The sequence below is a fragment of the Bariatricus sp. SGI.154 genome (assembly GCF_050313795.1).
In the GTDB taxonomy this organism is placed as follows: domain Bacteria; phylum Bacillota; class Clostridia; order Lachnospirales; family Lachnospiraceae; genus CAMBRQ01.
Genome location: NZ_JBNPMC010000007.1, coordinates 35776 through 55666, shown reverse-complemented (window position 1 = coordinate 55666; position 19891 = coordinate 35776). Strand labels below are relative to the sequence as shown.

At 44.2% G+C, this 19891-nt stretch carries 22 protein-coding genes and 1 riboswitch; all 22 genes read right to left on the bottom strand.

Going from position 1 to position 19891, the window contains the following annotated elements; translation table 11 throughout:
- Positions 1-10: 10 nt before the first annotated feature.
- On the bottom strand, positions 11-1390 hold the full coding sequence (locus ACQRBN_RS05360; protein ID WP_427737957.1) for a TrkH family potassium uptake protein: 1380 nt from the start codon (positions 1388-1390) through the stop codon (positions 11-13).
- 156 nt (positions 1391-1546) lie between these two features.
- The gene (locus ACQRBN_RS05355; protein WP_427737956.1) at positions 1547-2236 is read right to left on the bottom strand and encodes a response regulator transcription factor; all 690 of its coding nucleotides are present in this window, start codon (positions 2234-2236) and stop codon (positions 1547-1549) included.
- The gene (locus tag ACQRBN_RS05350; RefSeq protein ID WP_427737955.1) at positions 2229-3725 is read right to left on the bottom strand and encodes a HAMP domain-containing sensor histidine kinase; all 1497 of its coding nucleotides are present in this window, start codon (positions 3723-3725) and stop codon (positions 2229-2231) included. The genes ACQRBN_RS05355 and ACQRBN_RS05350 overlap by 8 nt, the downstream gene beginning before the upstream one ends.
- 200 nt (positions 3726-3925) lie before the next feature.
- A complete protein-coding gene (metK, locus tag ACQRBN_RS05345; protein ID WP_427737954.1) occupies positions 3926-5113 on the bottom strand; it encodes a methionine adenosyltransferase in 1188 nt (395 codons plus the stop codon).
- 148 nt (positions 5114-5261) lie between these two features.
- A riboswitch (SAM riboswitch) is annotated at positions 5262-5361 on the bottom strand.
- A 148-nt stretch (positions 5362-5509) separates the two neighbouring features.
- A complete protein-coding gene (locus tag ACQRBN_RS05340) occupies positions 5510-6310 on the bottom strand; it encodes an energy-coupling factor transporter transmembrane component T family protein (RefSeq protein ID WP_427737953.1) in 801 nt (266 codons plus the stop codon).
- Positions 6307-7170 carry an energy-coupling factor transporter ATPase gene (locus ACQRBN_RS05335; protein ID WP_427737952.1) on the bottom strand — a complete coding sequence of 288 codons (864 nt, stop codon included), beginning with the start codon at positions 7168-7170 and terminating at the stop codon, positions 6307-6309. Before ACQRBN_RS05335 ends, ACQRBN_RS05340 begins: the two co-directional genes overlap by 4 nt.
- Entirely contained in the window at positions 7167-8042 is an 876-nt protein-coding gene (locus tag ACQRBN_RS05330; protein WP_427737951.1) for an energy-coupling factor transporter ATPase, read from the bottom strand. Before ACQRBN_RS05330 ends, ACQRBN_RS05335 begins: the two co-directional genes overlap by 4 nt.
- A gap of 11 nt (positions 8043-8053) precedes the next feature.
- Positions 8054-8614 carry a CD3073 family putative ECF transporter S component gene (locus ACQRBN_RS05325; protein WP_427737950.1) on the bottom strand — a complete coding sequence of 187 codons (561 nt, stop codon included), beginning with the start codon at positions 8612-8614 and terminating at the stop codon, positions 8054-8056.
- Positions 8615-8636: 22 nt separating this feature from the next.
- A complete protein-coding gene (locus ACQRBN_RS05320; protein ID WP_427737983.1) occupies positions 8637-9188 on the bottom strand; it encodes a CD3072 family TudS-related putative desulfidase in 552 nt (183 codons plus the stop codon).
- A gap of 194 nt (positions 9189-9382) precedes the next feature.
- On the bottom strand, positions 9383-10561 hold the full coding sequence (locus ACQRBN_RS05315; RefSeq protein WP_427737949.1) for an MFS transporter: 1179 nt from the start codon (positions 10559-10561) through the stop codon (positions 9383-9385).
- A gap of 138 nt (positions 10562-10699) precedes the next feature.
- On the bottom strand, positions 10700-11992 hold the full coding sequence (locus ACQRBN_RS05310; protein ID WP_427737948.1) for a UDP-N-acetylglucosamine 1-carboxyvinyltransferase: 1293 nt from the start codon (positions 11990-11992) through the stop codon (positions 10700-10702).
- Between the two features lie 478 nt (positions 11993-12470).
- Positions 12471-12980: a shikimate kinase gene (locus tag ACQRBN_RS05305; protein WP_427737947.1), complete on the bottom strand. Its 510-nt coding sequence runs from the start codon at positions 12978-12980 to the stop codon at positions 12471-12473.
- A gap of 173 nt (positions 12981-13153) precedes the next feature.
- The gene (locus ACQRBN_RS05300; RefSeq protein ID WP_427737946.1) at positions 13154-13510 is read right to left on the bottom strand and encodes a hypothetical protein; all 357 of its coding nucleotides are present in this window, start codon (positions 13508-13510) and stop codon (positions 13154-13156) included.
- Between the two features lie 151 nt (positions 13511-13661).
- Positions 13662-14393, bottom strand: coding sequence for a DUF554 domain-containing protein (locus ACQRBN_RS05295; RefSeq protein WP_427737945.1), 732 nt, complete (start codon positions 14391-14393; stop codon positions 13662-13664).
- Between the two features lie 29 nt (positions 14394-14422).
- Positions 14423-15778, bottom strand: coding sequence for a M18 family aminopeptidase (locus ACQRBN_RS05290; protein ID WP_427737944.1), 1356 nt, complete (start codon positions 15776-15778; stop codon positions 14423-14425).
- Positions 15779-15820: 42 nt separating this feature from the next.
- A complete protein-coding gene (gene fliB / locus ACQRBN_RS05285; protein WP_427737943.1) occupies positions 15821-16969 on the bottom strand; it encodes a flagellin lysine-N-methylase in 1149 nt (382 codons plus the stop codon).
- A 201-nt stretch (positions 16970-17170) separates the two neighbouring features.
- Positions 17171-17971, bottom strand: a complete 801-nt coding sequence (locus ACQRBN_RS05280) for a hypothetical protein (protein ID WP_427737942.1) — start codon at positions 17969-17971, stop codon at positions 17171-17173.
- On the bottom strand, positions 17964-18449 hold the full coding sequence (locus ACQRBN_RS05275; protein ID WP_427737941.1) for a Panacea domain-containing protein: 486 nt from the start codon (positions 18447-18449) through the stop codon (positions 17964-17966). The genes ACQRBN_RS05280 and ACQRBN_RS05275 overlap by 8 nt, the downstream gene beginning before the upstream one ends.
- Before the next feature lie 215 nt (positions 18450-18664).
- Complete coding sequence (locus tag ACQRBN_RS05270) at positions 18665-19105, bottom strand: hypothetical protein (protein ID WP_427737940.1); 441 nt, start codon at positions 19103-19105, stop codon at positions 18665-18667.
- 73 nt (positions 19106-19178) lie between these two features.
- The gene (locus ACQRBN_RS05265) at positions 19179-19331 is read right to left on the bottom strand and encodes a hypothetical protein (RefSeq protein WP_427737939.1); all 153 of its coding nucleotides are present in this window, start codon (positions 19329-19331) and stop codon (positions 19179-19181) included.
- Between the two features lie 21 nt (positions 19332-19352).
- A complete protein-coding gene (locus ACQRBN_RS05260; RefSeq protein WP_427737938.1) occupies positions 19353-19514 on the bottom strand; it encodes a hypothetical protein in 162 nt (53 codons plus the stop codon).
- Between the two features lie 20 nt (positions 19515-19534).
- The gene (locus ACQRBN_RS05255) at positions 19535-19891 is read right to left on the bottom strand and encodes a hypothetical protein (RefSeq protein ID WP_427737937.1); all 357 of its coding nucleotides are present in this window, start codon (positions 19889-19891) and stop codon (positions 19535-19537) included.

The following is a 19891-nucleotide window of genomic DNA, read 5'->3' as shown; positions in this document are numbered from 1 at the left end:
CAATCTCCTATTATCCAATCATAATTCTTTCTTTCGGCAGCTGCCGAATCTTATCTCTGGGGTTGCTATTTCCAGCAAATGTCAGCATCAGGGTAATCGGTCCCAAACGCCCCATGTACATCAGGATCATAATCACCACCTGGCTTGCCCGCTCAAGTTCCGGCGTCAGATTCGCAGTCAGTCCGACCGTACCGATTGCCGACGTCACTTCATATATAATATCCATCAGCGCCACGCTGTCCGGCTCGATCATCGTGATCGCCATCGTTCCCATCAACGCCGCCAGAAACGAAACCATCACAACCGAGATGCCCGCGCGCATATTGGCAGAGGATATTCTTCTTCCGAAGCATTCCACATCTTCTCCGCCCCGGACAAATGCAATACAGATCAACAGCAGCATCGCAATCGTCGTCGTTTTCACGCCGCCCGCCGTACCTCCCGGCGATCCGCCGATGAACATCAGAAGACAGCTTAACAGTTTTGACTCCGTATGAAGGGATGCCTGCGGTATGGAGAAGAAGCCTGCCGTTCTGGTTGTCACCGACTGGAAGCATGATGCCATGATCTTCTGCCCTATCGGCATGCCTCCCAGTGTATCCGGGTTATGATATTCCATCAGCAGGATTCCTATTGTTCCTGTCACAAGTAATGCAGCCGTCGTAATAATGGCGATCTTAGAGTGCAGCCGCAGCCTGGTAAACCACCATTTTCTCGGCAATTCATGGCGGTAAACCCTCCGAAGATTCCCAAGCACGTCATACCAGACCGAGAATCCGATACCACTTAGAACGATTAACAGCATCGTCGTAATATTAATAAGCGGATTCCCCGCATATCCAGCAAGACTATCTGTGCCCAGGATATCAATCCCCGCATTACAGAACGCAGATATCGCATGGAAGATACTGTATCCGATTCCACGAATCCACCCATACTCCGGCACGAACTGAAACGCATAAGCGATGGCGCCAGCCCCCTCCACCACGAACGTGCCAAGAATAACCTTCCGCACCATGCCGACAATACCGCCCAACTTATCCGTATTATAAGTCTCATGCAATACCACCCGTTCTTTTAATGTAATCTTCTTCTTGAGTATCAGGAAAAATATGGTAATGCATGCAATGATTCCAAGACCTCCAATCTGAATCAGCAGCAGAAGGATCATTTTACCTAATACCGTAAATTGAGCCGCCGGCACAATCGTAACAAGTCCCGTCACGCAGACTGCCGATGTCGCAGTGAACAGCGCGTCCATGAAAGCAAGCGGTTTCTGATTGCAGACAGGAAGCCACAGCAGACAAGCGCCAAGAAGGATCACTCCCAGGAACCCTATCGCCAATATTCTCACCGTATTCCACCGGATACTCTTTCTAACCTGCATCATTTGCCTGCCTTTCCAATTATATTTTCTAATAATAGTATCATTATATTCACAAGGATGCCCTTCGTCAACATCCAGGGACTCCTTCGAAATACAAAGGATAGCAACCATGCCCCCATAATTGCTATCCCCAGGTATACTATTATTTTATCATTCGCATCAGACTTTGAAACGGTATCCCACTCCCCAAATTGTCTCTATATACTGCGGATTGGAAGTATCCATCTCCACTTTCTCACGGATCTTCTTGATATGCACCGTCACCGTCGCAATATCTCCGATGGATTCCATATCCCAGATCTCACGGAATAGTTCCTCCTTCGTATACACATGGTTCGGATGGCTTGCAAGGAAGGTAAGAAGATCGAATTCCTTCGTGGTAAAGGACTTCTCCTGCCCATTAATCCACACTCTTCTTGCCGTCGTATCAATCTTAAGTCCCCGAATCTCAATTACCTTGTTCGCTTCCATCGCGCTTCCGGTCAGACGGTCATACCTTGCAAGGTGTGCCTTCACACGGGCAACTAACTCGCTTGGGCTGAATGGCTTCGTCATATAATCATCTGCCCCCAGTCCCAGACCACGGATCTTATCAATATCATCCTTCTTAGCAGATACCATAATAATCGGCGTATTCTTCACATCTCTGACCTGACGGCAGATATCGAAGCCGTCAATTCCCGGAAGCATCAGATCCAGGATGAACATATCATAATCCTCATTCAACGCTTTCTTAAGTCCCGTCGCTCCGTCATTCGCCACTTCTACCTGAAAACCGCTCAGTTCCAGATAATCCCTCTCCAGATCAGCAATCGCCTCTTCATCTTCTACAATCAATATCTTACTCATATATCGGTACCTCCTGATATTTTCTTAGGACAAAATACATCGTCGTTCCCGTATCTTCCCGGCTTGTCGCCCATATCTTGCCGCCATGTTCTTCTATAATCTTCTTTACAATCGATAAGCCGATGCCGCTTCCGCCCTTGGATGAGTTGCGTGAAGCATCCGTCCGGTAGAAACGGTCGAATATATTCGGCAGATCCTTTGCCGCAATTCCTTTTCCATTGTCTTCCAACTCAACCTGGACAAAATCGCCCACGTCTTTTACCCTGAGATTAATCTTTCCTTGCGGCTTATCCATGTATTTCAGCGAATTATTCACAATATTATGAACCACTCTCTTAATCTGCTCGGCATCAGCGATGACCTTCACGCCCGCCTCCACATAGTTATAATACCCGAATTCCACATTCCGTGACTGCAGTTCAATATAAAGATCTTCCGCACAATCCTCAAAATACGCGTCCACCGACAACGTACTGAAATTATAAGGAATCCTGTTGGTATCAATCTTCGTATATAACGTCAGTTCATTAATCAGGGTATCCATCTCACTGGCTTTATTATAAATGGTCCGAATATAGCGGTCCATCTTCTCCGGCGTATCTGCAACTCCGTCTATGATACCTTCTGCATATCCCTTGATCGTCGTAACCGGCGTCTTCAGATCATGGGAAATATTACTGATCAGTTCTTTGTTATCTCTGTCGAACTTGATCTTCTCTTCCGCAGTATCCTTAAGCCTTCTCCGCATGTCTTCCAGATCCTGGCAGAGTCTTCCAAGTTCATCGTCCGCTTCCGGCTTCAGTTCGAAATCCAGATTGCCCTCCTTAATATTGTTAGCCGCAGCCTGCATCTTGCTCAAAGGCTGCATGACCCCACGGTAGATCCAGAATATAAGCACCGCCGCCGTCAATATCAGCACAACCACGATTCCAATCAGCATATCGACATAAAACTGCTCCACCTCTGGAATCATGTCGCTGACACTCGTAACAATAAAAGCACTTCCTTCTTCTTCATCCGGATACGTAAAATCCACCTGTTTTACCAATGCCTGTGCATCGCCTCCCAGGTATACTCCATTCCCCGATTCCAGATCGGAGTCCCCATGTTTCGGCAGTTGGGTGATCACCGGCTCTGCCTCTTCCATCGTCGTTCCTACATAGATCAGCGTGTCTCCCTTTCTGACCAGCAGGTATGACTTCTTCTTCATAAGTTTCTGGTTGAACTCCTCCAACTGTGTGGCATCGTCCATATTCCCCGGATGATAAGTTACCATCTCATCAAGTTCATGGTATGACTTCTCCGTAAGCCTTGCCAGTACTTGTACCGGGTTCGACAAACTCTCAACCGTCGTACCTGTTATCTCATATGTCTTCTCTATCGCACTCATCTGATAGCGCCCCAACAGGCATACCATAGCAACCGTTAAAAGAATCGGAATTAAGATAACCGTTAGAAAAGCGATAATTAATCGTGTCTTCAACTTCATATTCATGCCCTCCTAAAGTATACTCATCCGAGCATTCTATAGTACGTACATTCTCACGCCGAACGCGCAATTCACACTCATTCAGGCATCCCACAATCCACGCTTTCGACTGTCGGATTTTGCCCGGCAATGTATAGAATAAAGTATATCATGAAAAAAGGCGCTTCACACCAAAGCGCCCATAAACTTTTATAAAATTTTTATAAATATTTTTTCAGTGTATCTACCTTGTCCAGTTTCTCCCATGGAAGGTCTATATCCGTACGTCCGAAATGTCCATAAGCGGCTGTCTGCTTGTAGATTGGTCTTCTAAGATCAAGCATCTTAATGATTCCAGCCGGACGAAGATCGAAGTTCTCGCGGATCATTTCCACTAATTTCTCCTCACTGATCTTGCCGGTTCCGAATGTATCTACCATGATGGAGGTCGGATGTGCAACACCGATTGCATAAGAGAGCTGAATCTCGCATTTCTTAGCCAGTCCTGCTGCTACGATATTCTTCGCAACGTAACGTGCTGCATATGCTGCTGAACGGTCTACCTTTGTACAGTCCTTTCCAGAGAAAGCGCCGCCGCCGTGACGTGCCATTCCACCGTAAGTATCTACGATAATCTTACGTCCGGTCAGTCCGCTGTCACCATGTGGTCCGCCGATTACAAAACGTCCGGTCGGGTTGATGAAGAACTTCGTCTCATCGTCTACCATTCCCTCAGGGATCACCGCATCAAATATATATTTCTTAACATCCTCATGGATCTGCTCCTGTGTAACCTCCGGGTCATGCTGCGTGGACAGGACTACTGCATCCAGACGTGTCGGGATTCCTTCTTCGTTGTATTCAACAGTTACCTGAGTCTTGCCATCCGGTCTTAAATAAGGCAGTGTTCCATCTTTTCTGACTTCTGTAAGTTTTCTTGACAGTTTGTGAGCCAGTGCGATTGGATAAGGCATCAATTCCGGTGTCTCATCGGAAGCGTAGCCGAACATCATCCCCTGATCTCCTGCACCGATTGCCTCGATCTCTTCATCAGACATCTTATTCTCTTTTGCTTCTAAGGCTTTGTCCACGCCCATTGCGATATCGGTTGACTGCTCATCAATTGCAGTGATCACGCCGCAAGTATCCGCATCGAATCCGAATTTGCCTCTGGTGTAGCCGATCTCTCTTACGGTATCTCTTACAATCTTCTGGATGTCTACGTATGCGTTGGTTGTGATCTCTCCCATAACAAGCACAAGACCTGTCGTGGTGCTCGTCTCACAAGCTACACGGCTCATCGGGTCCTGCTCAACAAGCGCATCCAGAATGGCATCGGATATCTGGTCGCACATCTTATCCGGATGACCTTCTGTTACGGATTCTGAAGTAAATAAATGTTTCTCCATAGTTTTCCTCTCCTTTTCTACTGAAAGGGGCATATCCCCTTTAGCGAACTTTCTCTCTATCTTGATTGGGAGGATGGGGCACCTCATTGCTTTCGTGAAAAAAACAGTCCGCAGTAAGCGGACTGTTTTATATCTTCATAAACCAATCCTCTTATTGTTCGATTACTCGCTCAGGTTGGCACCTTCCCATAGGTGGGGGTTGCCGCAGCTTCTTAGATCCTTTGTATCTCCACTGCTCTGAATAAGAGAAAGTTTGCAATATTATATTGTTATGTGTACGAATAAGACTTTACACGCTTTTCGCCCACTTGTCAATATAGGGACGGGGGTTTTTTCAATTTCCCCCGTCTCCAACTAAATTTGCCGTGTCCCTTTTTGGATTTGCCGTGTCCCTTTTTACAAAAACACCCTAATTCCAATACCAGCAGTCAACCATATTCCCATCATTGCATAGGCGATTCTATCGTTGCTTTTATATATAAGCGGATACATTCTTGAAGTCTGCCTATCTCCTGTATATCCCCTTGCTTCCATTGCCATCGCCAGATCAGATGCCCTTCGGACCGTAGATAAGAACAATGGAACCAAAAGCGAAAATACATTTTTGCATTTCTTAAAAACAGAACATTTTTCGAATTCCACTCCTCTAGCTGCCTGCGCGTCCATCAACGCATTCATTTCTTCAATCATAATAGGTATGAATCGGAATGCAATCATGACAATTACCGCCATATCATGCACAGGAACATGTATTTTCTCCAGAAAGGAGAATGCCTTTTCCAAACCGTCCGCCAGTTCCCGCGGCGTTGAAGTGTAAGACAATAATGATGCACCAGTAATCATTAACGCAATCCTGGAAGTGAGGCTTACGGCTTTTACAACTCCTTCTTTCGTTATTGTAAATATCCAGAAATGCGCCACTTCCACCCCCGGAGTACTTATCAAACGAAAAAAGAAGGTAAACATAAGCAGAATCACAATTCCCCGCAGCCCTTTTAACAGGTAGGGCAGAGGAACCCGTGCCGCATGATACAACACCAGAATGACCGCGAGGCACGCCAGATACCACCATGGATTTTTCACAAGGAACAACACTATGATATAGATCAGCACTCCCATAAGTTTTGTCCGCGGATCCAGTCCATGAACCACGGATCCCCTGGCATAATATTGCCCTATGGTAATATCTCGAATCATACGCTGCCTCCTCTCCGAATAGAAAATGCCTGCAATATTATATCTTCGGCCTCATCTATCGTAACCGCCGGATGCCCAAGCCCGATACCCGCCTGGATTAATCTCTCAGTAGCAGTTGTAATCTGCGGCACTCCTATTCCTATCTCTCGCAGAAAATGTGTTTGCGAAAATATCTCTCGCGGTGTTCCTGACAGCGCCAGCCTGCCCTCATGCAAGACCAGAACTTTGTCTGCATAGTTCGCGACATCTTCCATATGATGTGAGACAAGCACGATTGCAATATTACGTTCCCGTCGAATCTTCTCCACCAGATCAAATACCATATGTTTCGTCTCCGGATCAAGTCCCGCCGCCGGCTCGTCCATCACAAGAATCTTCGGTTTCATAGCCAATACTCCTGCAATCGCCACACAGCGTTTCTGGCCTCCGGACAGATCAAACGGACTTGCGTAATAATAGGCTTCATCAATTCCCACAAGTTCCAGACAATCTTTCGCAGATTCTTCTGCTTCTTCTTTTGTCATTCCAAGATTCAGCGGACCAAAACAAGTATCCGAAAGTACAGTTCTGCCAAACAACTGATGCTCCGGATACTGGAAAACAAGCCCCACTTCTTTTCTCAGATTAGACAGCACATATTTCTTATCATAGATATTCTGTCCCTGAAACCAAACAGTTCCCGACTCTGCTTTCAACAGACCATTTAGATGCTTAATTAGTGTCGTCTTGCCCGAACCTGAAGAGCCGATAAGGCCAATGAACTCGCCTTCCCGTATCTCAAAGGAAATATCATCCAGCACCTTGCATTCATTTACTGTCCCTTTCCCATACGTAAATCTAAGATGTTCTACTTTCATCATAGTCCGGACACCTCCTGACTTTGAATATTTTCATATGCTTTTGTCAGTTCACACACGAACTGTTCTTCTGTCAGCACAGGAAGTTCCATTGGTATCCCTTGCCGGTTCAGCCGATAAGCAAGTTCTGTCACCTGAGGCACATCCATCTTCACCTGTCGAAGCAGGTCAAGATTGCCAAATACTTCTTTGGGAGTCCCTTTTCGAATAATATGCCCCTTATCCATCAGCACTATGGTATCTGCATCTACCACCTCATCCGTATGGTGAGTAATCAGGATAATTGTAATTCCATGTTCTTTATTCAACTTTTTAATTACATCCAAAACTTCTTTTCGAGATCGGGGATCCAGCATAGCCGTCGGTTCATCCAGCACGATACATCCTGGATTCCCAGCCAGTACCCCCGCAATCGCCACACGCTGTTTCTGACCACCGGACAGACGTGACGGCGAACTTTTCCTCTTATGCAATAAGCCAACAGCACTGAGGCTGTCGGCTACTTTTTCCTGTATAGTTTCAGATGATAAATTCTTATTCTCCGGTCCAAAAGCCACGTCTTCTTCAACACTCGTTCCTACGATCTGATTATCAGGGTTCTGAAACACCATTCCCACCGTGCTGCGTATATCCCACAGCACTTTCTGATCCGCAGTGTCTTTTCCATCTATCCATACCACCCCTTCATCAGGAAGCAACAGAACATTGAGATGCTTTGCCAACGTAGATTTGCCCGAACCATTAGGACCCAGTATCGCCACAAACTGACCGGACGGGACGTCTAATGACACGCCATCCAGCACGGTCTTCTTGCTTTTTTCCGTCTCTGATTCCCACACGGTATACCTGTGAACAAGATCTTTTACATTTATCATAATCTAACCACTTACTGTTCCTTTTTAAAGTTCTCTAAAAAACGCATCGGAATTGCTCTAATCAAAGCCCAGGCAATGACACATGTACCAACTTTATCAACCAGGTTTGATGCAACATTTCTTAAGAATGATGCCTGGAAGATATCTTTTCCTGCCTGTACAAGTGACATAACGAGCACGTCAGAAGCAGAGCCATTCAGTCCGCCATATACATAGATACCGATTGGTGTTCCGATTGCCGGACAGATGAAGCTCAGAGCAAGACCTGTAACGATTGCACTGACCAGTGTGAATTTGAACTTCTTAGCCACAAGACCCACGATCAAACCTACAGCCATATTAACCAGGCAGAACGGAATGTCCGTAACACTGTACATTAATCCAGTGATGATGTTACTCAGCGCTCCTACAATAATACCCGGAACCGGTCCAATAATCGCCGCTGTAAGCACCGTTCCTAAAGTATCCAGATAAAGCGGGATTCCAAGTGCAGATGTGATAATTCCAAGAACAATGTTCATGGCAACTGACACACCGCAAAATGCAGTTACATAAACTTTTCTGTTTTTCATTGTTAGTTTCTCCTCTCGTCTCTCATAAATATTTGACTTGAGAAAGCACCTCAATCGCTTTCTCCATGCTCATAATGGATACATCCATAGTTCTTCTCTGAAGTTCCTCTTCAAGTATCTGCATCAACACTCCTGGCTCTTCTGCCATTCTGCATGTATCTCGAGTCTCAAGCAATTCCGTATCGTCTCCTGCCAATTCGCCACCCCATTCACCAACACAGGTCAATCGATGCCCGCAACTGGGGCTACCTTCTACGGAAACAATTCCTACAATTTCGAACTCTTCCGGATACGTAAGGTATTCCTCTACTTGCAGCAAAATAGGCTCAAGCATTTTTCTGCATTCATTGCGAAAATGCGGATGCATAAACTGATTCTTCACATGCCCCCATCGCTTAGAACCATACATGATGAACTCCGGACACGGAAGCTGCAGCAACTGAACATTCTGCTCTATAACAAGCCTCATCAGCCTGCCTTTCACCTCATATTCTTCTGCCAGTTCCTTTTCATCCATCGCTACTTTTGATGCAGTATTCAAAATACAATGCGATACAATCAGCAGTTTCTTCATCACTATGTTCCTCCTCCACTATGTCCAAATCATTATATCATGCCAAATACTCTATGACTAATCGGTTTTTTCTATATTGTATACACATATAGGTATTTCCTATATATCTCCAAATTGGGGACGGGGGTTTTTTCAATTTTCCCCGTCCCCAACTAAATTTGCCGTGTCCCTTTTTGGATTTGCCGTGTCCCTTTTTAGAATAGCCCTGTCCCCAGCAGTCCTACCGCGCAGGCAATTCCCGCAATTACAAAAGACATCTCCTGCCCTGCAAGTTCTAAAAGATACGGACACAGAACTGAGACAATCCCATACCCCAGCATAATTGCTCCATAATTCATCCCCTGGTATTTCATACCGAATTTTTCTGCTACCAGCACCGGAAATACGCTCACCACTCCACCGTATACCATACACACCAGCGAGATCAGAAGGACAAATACGCCGCCTCTCGCCACAGTCAATGCCAGGATCGAGACCATCGATATCACATACATCACCCGGATGATTGCCTTGCAGCCTATTCGGTCTGATATCCACGGTGCCACAAATCTTCCGATAATATTGGCAAAGGACGCGATCAGCACTCCCATGAGTGCCTGCGAGTTACTAAGTCCTCGCTCTATTCCCAATGATTTCATAAGTGGATTCACAAGCACATATGCCGGTATTGCAAGTGCCATTACAATACTGATTATGTAATACATCCGTGTCCGCAGCATCTCCCGCGTCGTATATTGCCGCACATTGCCCAATACATTTTTCGATCTATTTTCTGCCGTTTTCAGTTCCATTCGATCTATATACTCTTTCGAAGGCTCCTCTATGAAAAACGCTCCCGCGCTCAGCACAACATAGATCACTGTTACCAGCACCATCGCTGTGCGGTATCCATGAGCCGCCAACACATAATCGCATAATGGATTCATCAACACACCCGAGATGCCAACCACACCAATGGTAATCCCTGTCACCAGACCACGCTTGTCCGGAAACCACGCCTGCGGCACTGCCACCAGCATACTAAACGCGCATCCGGATCCAAGTCCTCCCAACACGCCATATCCTGCCGAGATCAGCCACGGCATATCATATGGCGCAACGGCCGCAAGAAAGAAACCGCCGCACATTACCGCACTTCCCGCAAGTATAGTCGCCTTTGCACCTATCTTATGCTGCAGAAAACCACCAATCATATTTCCCACTGCGAATATTCCGATAATAATTGTAAATGGCTGACTGGATGCCGCCAGTGTCAGCCCGTATTCTTCCCGCACATATGGCTGGAACACCGTCCAGATATATGGGTTACCATGTACAAAATTTATAATAGACGAAATCATTAATATCACATATCTATTTTGAATCTTTTTCATCATTTCCTCCTGCAACACCCGCCATTTACAAAAAGGGACAGGGATATTTTAAAAAGGGACACGGCAAATCCAATTGGGGACACGGCAAATTGAAATGGGGACGGGGGAAATTGAAAAAACCCCCGTCCCCATTTGGAACTAGCCTACTTTTAACTTGAACTTCTGAATCTCTTTCTCAGAAGCAACTTTCTCTATCATACCACCGATGCTGCGGAGTTTTTCATCGAATCTCTCGTAGCCTCTCTGAATATATACGATATCATCCACAATCGTGATTCCGTCTGTTGCGAGTCCCGCAATACATAATGCTGCTCCGGCACGCAGGTCCGGTGCGCTGACTCTTGCAGCCGAGAACTTCTCTACCCCTCTTATAGTTGCCGAATTGCCATCAATCTTGATGTTCGCTCCCATTCTTGCCAGTTCATCCAGGTATTTAAAACGATTCTCGAATATGCTTTCTGTAATCGTACTTGTCCCTTTGCACAGAGCCAGGGTCACGCCAATCTGTGGCTGCATATCGGTCGGGAATCCCGGATACGGAAGAGTCTTGACATGCGTACTGGTCAGATCTCCTTTGGAAACCACGCGGACAGCATCATCAAATTCTTCTACCTCGCATCCAATCTCAACCAACTTGGCAATGGTTGCCTCCAGATGCTTCGGGATTACATTCAGGACAGTAACGTCTCCTCTTGTCGCAGCTGCTGCAAACATGAAAGTTCCGGCTTCAATCTGATCCGGAATGACAGAATACTCTGTGCGATGCAGTCTCTGCACACCGCGGATCTTGATAACATCCGTTCCGGCACCTCTAATGTTCGCTCCCATGCTGTTCAGGAAGTTCGCCACGTCTACTACATGCGGTTCTTTTGCCACATTCTCCATGATGGTCATTCCCTCTGCCATAGTCGCAGCCATCATAACGTTAATCGTCGCACCAACACTTACCACGTCAAAATAAATGTGCTTACCAACCAAGCGGTCTGCCTCTGCAACAATCTTGCCATGTTCAATCTCTACATCCGCCCCCAAAGCACGGAATCCCTTCAGATGCTGATCAATCGGACGGCTTCCGATGTTACATCCACCCGGGAGTGCCACTTCGGCACGTTTATACTTTCCAAGCAACGCACCCAGAAGATAATAGGATGCACGAATCTTCTTAATATACTCATATTCTATGTCAACATTCTGAATGCTCTTACCATTGATCTTCACTGTATGGCGATCTACGCGATGGACATTCGCTCCAATACCCGCAATCGCATCCAGCAACACATTAATATCATTCACATCCGGCAGATTATCCACCATTACTGTCTCATCTGTCATAATTGCTGCCGCAAGGATTGCAAGCGCAGCATTCTTAGCTCCACCAATCTCAACTTCGCCTACAAGTGGATGCCCGCCCTTTATAATATATTGTTCCATGTTGCACCTCAAAATCTCTTATTTATCACTTTCGAAATATCTATATTAACACCATTATCTGTATTCTTCAATATCTAAATCCGCAAGCGGCTTCAATCGCCATCAATTATTTTTGTATCCAAGACCGCAATGCGAACTCAGAAATCCTTCGGCTTTCTTCCTTCACGGGCTTTCGCCCTATGAAAATAATCGTTGTCAATTGAATCCGCAAGCGGCTTCAATCGCCATCAATTATTTTTGTATCCAAGGCCGCAATGCGAACTCAGAAATCCTTCGGCTTTCTTCCTTCACGGGCTTTCGCCCTATGAAAATAATCGTTGTCAATTGAATCCGCAAGCGGCTTCAATCGCCATCAATTATTTTCGCATTGCTCATTGCTTACGCGGATATTATACCATATAATTCTCGTTTGTAAAATAATTTTTACAAATACGTAATTTATCCGTAATATTTTTCCCGTTTTTTCGCCGGCTTTTGCTTACGCTTCTTCCTCCTGTCCGAGCGCATCTAAGACCTTCTGGATCGTATTCTCAAGCCTTAAGCCATCTTCACAGACCGTGATGTCCGCATATTTTTCAAAAAGCGCCACCCTCTCATTGTAAAGATCCCTGAGCGTCTGACCATCCTTTAGCACAACGCCTCTTTTCTTCGCATTGCCAATTCTTTTATTTATTGTCTCATAAGAAGCCTGTAAATATACTACTTTTCCAATCTCTTTGTAATGCTTCATTGCATTTTCACAATATACGACGCTTCCGCCTGGCGAGATTACAGTCTTCTTCGTATTCACCTTCGCATTAATACGGTCTTCCACCTCAAGGAAGCCATCAATTCCCTTTTCTTTTATAATATCCTTCAGTAACTTTCCTTCTTCTTCCTGAATCAAAATATCCGTGTCAACAAAACGATATCCCAGGCGCTTCGCAACAATTACTCCCACTGTACTCTTCCCGACCGCCGGCATACCGATAAATATAATATTATCCACGTATTTTCCTCCCTTATGTACTTCCCTCTTTTTGATACTTTGGAGAGTATTTTATCACATATTCTCTCATCCGTCTATCGTCCAATTTTTACAAAAAACACCTAAAAAAACACCCGTTAACTAATCCAAAAGGAGTCAGTCCCTTGCAATTCAAGGTCTGGCCCCTCCTTTCATTAGTAGAATTTTCTTCTTAAATTCCTGTGTTCACACCGCCTGTGGTACAGTTCCTGATAGGTCATTACCTGAATCAGGTCCTTAAGCCACTCTCCCGGCTTCTCTTCCCCTTCCGCCGCCTGGTCGTAGATTCTCCTGCACATCATCCGAAGCTGCAGCTGATCCGGATATTCATCATACATCATGCTTCCGTCATATTCCATCCGGTCACATTCTTCATCTATATATGGCACCAGCCTTTTTGCCGTCGCCGGATAGATGCTCTTCATGTAATCCAGATCCCTTCTCATAATCCTGTCGTCATCATACAGCAAAGGCATCGGGTATGTCATATAATAAGGCAGTCGATTATCCATGTACGCACACTCCTTAAGATAAGTATCTGCTTTATCATATGCACTTTTCATCATTTCGTGCTTATTACGCAGTAACTGCGCTCGGCAGATTATGTAATATGTAGCCGCATCTGGCAATTCCCTCCCCACAAAGCACGAATATATCGTTGCATTAACTCACCAACGGCACAACATAGGTTGTCCACACCCAACTAAGCGGCATAACGATCATCATCGCCGGTATCATATCCGCCGTTGGGAACATCTTCACCTTAATCATGCGAAATCCCGTCGCAAGCATCAGAACACCGCCGCACGCTTTAAAATCATTAATCATCGTCGGTGTCGTCATCGGAAATATCAGCCCCGCACACAAAAACAGAACCATGAAGATTACGAACTGCGGCACCGCGATCACTGCAACCACCATTCCAAGTGTACATGCAAATATCATTGCCGTGAACAGATCCAGAATAGATTTTGCGATCAGAATACTATGGTCGCCGCTCATTCCCGACACAATCGAGCCATAGATTCCCGTGCCGCTGGCACAAAACAATACGATAATTGTAGTAAGCGTAGCCGTAAATTCCTCTTCCGGAATCTTCGAATGCTCCGACTTGATAAACTTCGCAATCACCCTCTGCATTCCCCCTGCCGCAACATTCATCTTATCCCCCAGATGGATCACCAGCCCCAACGACGTTCCGATAATAACCGCGAATATTACCGCAGGCATATTCTCCATCAAAACAATGGAACTAACCCCCATTGTCATAGAACAGGCACCAAAGATCATATTAATATTCGTCTTAAAATCCGAACTCAGCTTATGTCCTGCCAAAGCGCCTATAATTCCCCCTATAACAATAGAAAGCACATTCACAATAATTCCTATGGGCATATCTCTTATCTCTCCTTTACTCTCTCTTCTTACAACAGTTGATACTCTCCTTCGCCGACTTCTACAATTGCCGCCCGAAAGAATTCTTTTGCTGCCTTAATCAAGTAATCCGTATCCTTTACGCCGCCCGTTTCATATGGCGAATGCATTGCCAACTGGGCCAATCCAATATCCACCGTGTTCAGCGCCACCTGGGTTCCTGATATATTGCCAAGAGTCGATCCCCCAAGGATATCCGAACGGTTTACAAAAATCTGATAAGGAACACCTGCTTTATTACAGATCTGCGTAAATACCGCTGCTGCCAGACCGTCTGTTGTATATTTCTGGTTTGCACTGAATTTAATTACAATTCCGCCATTGATATACGGGCGGTTCGTAGGGCACGCTTTATCCGGCTGATTCGGATGCACCCCATGTGCATTGTCCGCAGACAGCATGAAACTGGACGCCAACGCCTGATGATACTGCCCCATCGTCCGTCCCAAACCCTCATTAATTCTAAGAAGCGTATCCAATAAAAAAGTAGAAGCCGCCCCTTGTTTTGTGCCGCTGCCAACCTCCTCGTTATCGAACACACAATGAACCGGAATACTCTTCCCATCCTCCGAATCAAGAAATGCCCTTAAAGATGCGAATGCACACTGGAGATCATCCAATTTCCCAATCGACATGAATTCCTCATCCGCTCCCCAGACACTCCCTTTCATACGATTATATAAGAACAGATCACTTCCGATAATATTCTCTTCTTCCACGCCTGCTGCCTCTGCAATCTGCGCCATAAACCCGCCCTTCGCAGACTCACACCCATATAATGGCAGCATATCCTTCTGGGCATTGTATTTATATCCCTCATTTGCCTCACGGTTCATATGGATTGCAAGATTGGGAATCATGCACAGATCCCGGTCTACGGATACCAGTTTTGTCACCAACTTATTTCCCTCTTTTACCACAAGGCGCCCCGCCACAGACAGAGGGCGGTCGAACCACGGAGCACAAAGCATACCGCCGTATTTCTCCACATTTAACTTCACATAATGCTCCTCTACCTCAATCTCAGGATTCTCCTTAACCTTGAAACTCGGTGAATCACTATGGCTCGCCATGATCTGAAAACCTCTGAAATCTTTCTTCGGAATCCGGAATGCTATGATAGACGAGCCACCTCGGATCACATAATACTTCCCACCTTCTTCCAGTTTCCAGGCATTGCCTTCCAGCAGCCGGGTATATCCCTGCGCCTCCAGTTCCCGTTTCATATTGGAAACCGCATGAAACGGGCTGGGACTCGCCTCAATAAATGCAAACAGCTGCCGAACCGTCTCGCAATTCTCATTATCTGTTACTTTATCTGCAATTGCCATATCTTTCATAATCATTGATCTATACCTCCATATTCATCCTCTAAAAATGCCAGTGCCTCACCTGAAGACAGCGCGAAACCACGGAATCAATTGTTCTTCCATCATCTTCTCCATCATCTCCAGATTCTGATCCGAATGCTCTACTTCTCTGGAATACCGATAGACAATCTCCACCACATCTTCAAAATCCAGCATTCCCTCATTCTTCATCCATCTAGCCACCAGCATCTCATAGATAAGAAACACGCTGATTACCGACATCTGGACTTTCGCATACGCTCTTCCGTCATACACGGCGCCACAGAAATACGTATAGAGAAAATATACCAGTAATTGTTCACACTGCACCTTCCACTGTGGCATGTATTCCCCAATCCACTTTGCAAACTCGTGATGAATCGTATCATACTTATCATATCCGGTTTCATACAATACATGTTCCGTTTCCTGCAAACGAATCCACCAGTCCTCCCGAAGCAATTCTAATCGATAGAGATTACGGAACATCTGCCGGGCAAATGCATATCTTTGCTTTATATTCTTCCTGCTTTCCCTAAGCCGCATATTTACGAACTGCCTGGCAGTTTCCTTCTGATATCTTTCAAACACCTCGTCACAGGAGAATATCTCTCCCTTTCGAATCCGTACCTGCATATCATGGGCAATTCCCAGCACCAGTCCCACTCGAAGTTCGATATCTAAAGTTCTGTCCTGGAGAATCTTAATCATTACCTCCCGCCCATCCACAAGTTTGGAATACAGGAACGGATCGAACTCTTCATACTCTTCTTCCCCGTTTCTCTCATAATTCAGGAAGGTAACCGGTTCCTCCTTGCCAAGCAGAATTCTTGCCACTTCCGGGCAAGATACAGATAATGTAATCTCCCTGACATCTTCAAATTCTTCAATATGCCGAGGATACAGGCGGCATGTTCTGCACAGGCTGTCCCTGCCAAGCGCAGTATACATATCACACAAGTTATCTTCATTCAGAAAGGCGCAGCGTTTATCTTCTGACTGTCGGAAGGTCCCCTTCAGCCAGTTAATCCCACGGTGCAGCTGCCTTCTGAACTTCCCTGCGGTCCGTCCGTACCTGATCAGTGATCTGCGGTCTATAGCGATCTGCCAGCCAGCACAGCAGGTATCCTCACACTCATCGGCAGTGCAGGAAAATTGTTTATAATAATCTGGGATTGTGTATAGCATGCCGTTCTCCTTCTATATAAATGCATTGATTCTATCTTACACATTTTTGAAGATCTGTACAATATCAAAACTTGTAAAAATAATAAAAGTAACCGCCAATTAATACCGTAGTAAAATTGGACGATCACTTTTCTCTCACGACAACGGACATTTACAGGGCATACAAAACCCTCCTGGCCATAACGGCCAGGAGGTTCTTTGTCATTTGCTCCAAGGAAGAAATTCAGATATAAAACCAGGTAATTGATTAGCATTGAACAACCATGCAACTATTATAACAAGTGCAATAACTAAACATGTAATATTCAATGCTTTAACGTTAAATAATTTTGCGTTCTTCTCATTTATTGTAAAAATAAACTTAACGAGAATATAAATGATATTGATAAGAACAAACGCCAAAAAATCAATCACTAGCAATAATCTGAATATACTTACCGCTGATATGTTTTGCAAAACAGATGTAGAAAATGTAATACCACCTACAAATGCCAACACAATGGATGCAAAAATACCAAGTATAGATATATACTCTTTTTCAACACCTTTGACTTCCTTTTGCAAGTTTTCTTTGGCTTCTTCGATACTGTTAGCAAAAATATTATTGACATTTTCTATCTGATGCAACGCAAGTTGAAAATGGTCATAAATCTTAACTATCAATTTCTTACTATCTTCAGCCACATTATTATTTTCATCCAAAGAATATAACAGCAATTTTTCTAGATTTGTTGCAAAAATGCCTCGTTGTGTCATTTCTAACGAAAAAACATAATTGCTTATTTCTGAATATAGTATCCTGTCTAACTTATTAGATGACGCAATATAAGCATTAATGTTTTCAACTGTCTTCTGTGGGTCATATTTTTGCGTCTCTAGTGTTAATGCTTTACAAATTGCATTTATTTTTCTTTTAGTATTATTGAATTTTTTTGACTGCTCCAAAGACATTGCTGTGTTGTCCGTTGTTCGGAGCAACATATCCAAATTACCATCAACCATTAAAATACTCCCTTATTGCCTCAATTGTAATCTCATTATTCTGATATGGGACGTAAGCATCAAGCCATGGTGACTGTTTATGCGTTAATGATACAAGATCAGTAGCAGAATATTCGGAAAACTTATCAACAACCTTATCTATAAGTGCTTTGTCTTCATCTAAAATAATGTCATCATTAAAACTAACTCTCTTAGAACTCCAAATATTATCCTCGTCAAACAGAATGTAAGATTCGACAGTAGGAATATCTCCACTTCCATATTGCTTATACTCATGGTATGCTTCTGGCACAACAGGACCAAAATCCCATGCTTCAATTTTTTCCTCAAAACAAGGAGTGCGGTCTTTTTTATTCGTTAGAAAATAAGCCTGTATGAAATAAAGCACTTTCTGGAGTTTAAGATTAGAAATGCCATAATCGTTTTCATTGCTATAATTTATCACATGACGACAAACATCTAATACGTTGTAACCCATTGTCTTGACCTCCTTCCTTATAGTAAGTATTTATTATATCACTTTTTATAGGATTTGGGGTGACTTTTTAAAAATTTTTATGTTATCCGATCCACCGAAACCAGGATTATGAAGGTTTCAAAATTCGTTGTGTAAATATCACTTCAATCTGTGTCACTTATGATGCTCTTTAACAGCGTCACATTTTTCATTTATAAATCTATATTGCTCAGGAGTCAGCACATCTTTATCAATGATGATTCCACTAAATAGTCCTCGTCTTCGCATACCATTTCAATCGAATCCCAGCGTGTTTTCTTCATTGATTTTTCACTATTCACTTCTACTTCGTCTTCATCAAATGAAAGGATCTGCTCAACAGGATACTGCATTGCCGCCAATTGTTTCTTCAACTGAAACATAAATAGCCTCCTGCTTCCAAGACGGCAAAACCATAATAAGCCTCCTGCGACCAATCCTATAACTCCCCATTTCAGAAGCATGCCAAAATCATATCGATATACATATATTTGAACTAGTGAAAGCAGTAGAATCGGTATAAAACTAACCCTGGAGAGAATTTTCAGATTTCTCCACCGTTTCATCTTATCAGTTGCTGCATTAATCCGCTTCATGGCTCTTTCTTCATCAACTATAATTTTAATCTTTGCCTCCATAATTCTCTTTTCATCCCCTCCACCGGTCATTTTATCAATATCACTAAAAGTTCTTCCGTTAAAAATCAGTTAATCACATCCATTTACTATGGTTTTTAATCGCATCACACTTCTTTTTAACGAACTCCAACTGCTCCTTTGTCAGCAGTTCTTTCTCTATGACAAGACCTTCATGCCCTAAAAACCAAAACAAAACGCCCTCTACAATTCCCATAATCACATGCATAAAAAGCATTCCAAAATTATATCAATACTGATAAATCCGAATACATGTATCTATCAGAAGAGGAGGCGTCAAAACACCGCACAAAATCCAAAGATTCTTTTTCACTTTCATCCTTCCGATTGCTGCTTTCACTCTTTCCATGGCTCTCTCTTCATCAACTACAATCTTAATTTTTGCTTCCATAGTTTTCCCCTTCATCCCACTTATGACCAATCCGCATAATCACTATATGCCCCATCAAGTTCCACAGGGGTAACCACTTCATTATATGTTATAGAGTCTGTCACCAAGTACTCAACTTCTGTCCGATTCTCATCACGCCCTTCATATCCTTTATACTGAAGCACGCACCCAGCCTCTTTGTCAATCCACAATTCGATGCTGTTCACTGGGTTTAGATAGGATTCCCCTTTGCCTGCAATCTTCCAGCAATTCCGTCCGGCAACTGCCTCTTCACCAACGATTTCCCACTGATCCGGATCAAAAAGATATATGAATGCGATAGACTGAGGATATACGTTAAAGGGTACTGCACTTAGCACAATACCCTTTCGCTGCAT